General features: G+C 72.4%; 1 protein-coding gene and 1 pseudogene. One reads left to right on the top strand and one right to left on the bottom strand.

The features are described from left to right. Window positions 1–201: pseudogene (locus QHF83_RS53285) on the bottom strand (hypothetical protein); the annotation flags it as partial. A 153-nt stretch (window positions 202–354) separates the two neighbouring features. Here QHF83_RS53285 and QHF83_RS53280 point away from each other — a divergent pair. Beyond that, window positions 355–999 carry a hypothetical protein gene (locus QHF83_RS53280; RefSeq protein WP_282425875.1) on the top strand — a complete coding sequence of 215 codons (645 nt, stop codon included), beginning with the start codon at window positions 355–357 and terminating at the stop codon, window positions 997–999. Window positions 1,000–1,296 lie beyond the last annotated feature (297 nt).

Raw genomic sequence — 1,296 nt, 5'->3', positions numbered from 1 at the left:
CGTGGTGGCGGTCGGCGTGGCGGCGGCCGTGGGCTCCGCGGTGGGGGCGGCGCTCGTGGCGGCGTTCGGGGCAGCGGCGCTCGGCGGCGGCGGCGCGGGCGTGGCGGAGGGGGTCGGGAGCGCGGTCGGGGCCGGGTCGTCCTGGCAGGCGGCGAGGGCGAGGAGCAGGGCGGTGGTGGCGAGGAGCGGGCGCTTCGGCATGTCGATCGTCTCGGCTTGTAGCAAAGGACAGGAGGGGCGTCGTCGGGATCTTTCGACGGCGCGGACCCCGGGGGAACGGCGCGGGGGCCTCGGAGGTTACATGCGAGGCGAGGAGGCCATTCCGCGCGGCGAAGTCAGCTAGGATCGACCGCGATGTCGCTTCTTTCGTCGCTGCCATCGTGGATGCTCGATGCCCGCATCAGCCTGGTCGCGGGCCTCTGCTCCGGGGGGCTGTGGGTCGCGCGGGCCCACGCCCGCGACGTGGACGCGGGCACGTTCGTGTCCGTGATCCGGAAGATCATCGCGTCCGGCGACGTGCCACGCGCCATCAAGATCACGGACGCGGGCCATGCGATGCCGCTCTGCGCGGCCACGAAGGCCGCCATCCTCGCGAGCGTGCGCCTGGGCGCGCCGGAGCGAGCGGCGCAGGGCGGGTATCGAGGCAGGTCGGATGCGGCGCGCGCGCTCCTCCTGCCCGAGATCTTCCTCGACTACGACGCCGCGTTTCGGAACGCCGCCGCGCCGCTCGGGCAGGCGCTGCTGTTCGCGGTGCCTTCACCCTTCCTGATCTTGTTCGCCGTGGCGGTATCACTCGACGAAAGGAGCCCGACGGCCTTCTCCTGGGTGGTGGTCGTGGCCGCGCTTGCAATGCTCGCCCTCGTGTATGCGGGGTTTTGCCATCTCCGCATCGTGCTTTCGCGCGAAACCGTGTTCCGGCAGCTCGCGCCGCTCTTCGAGCAAATCGCCCGGGACGGCGGGAGGGCGGTCGAGGCGCGGGAGCGCACGATTGCGACGTGAGCCGTTTTCGCTCGCTCGGGCGTCCTTGGGTTTGGCGCGTAAACACGCGTATCGGCCGGGCGGATGCCCCAGTTCACGAGGAGAACGGAAAATGATGGCGATGAGGCAGTTTTCTCTGGTGCTCGTGTCCACAATGGCTCTGCTGGGTGTCGCTTGTGGGGGCGGCGAAACACCCGAGGCCGAGACGCCGCCGCAGCCGCCGCCCGCCGAGACGACGCCGGCGCCGGCCGAGACCACGCCGCCGCCCGAAACGGCGGCCGCGGCGCCCGCCCCGACGCAGGCCGCCCCGGCCCCCGC

Origin of the sequence: Polyangium sp. 15x6, from assembly GCF_029960785.1 — a bacterium.
Lineage (GTDB): Bacteria > Myxococcota_A > Polyangia > Polyangiales > Polyangiaceae > Polyangium.
Note: the sequence above shows the minus strand (reverse complement) of the source record. Positions and strands in the feature narration are given on the sequence as shown.

Bases quoted from the DNA above. Each gene is read 5' to 3' on its own strand.
- QHF83_RS53280 (WP_282425875.1), top strand. From the start codon at position 355: ATGTCGCTTCTTTCGTCGCTGCCATCGTGGATGCTCGATGCCCGCATC.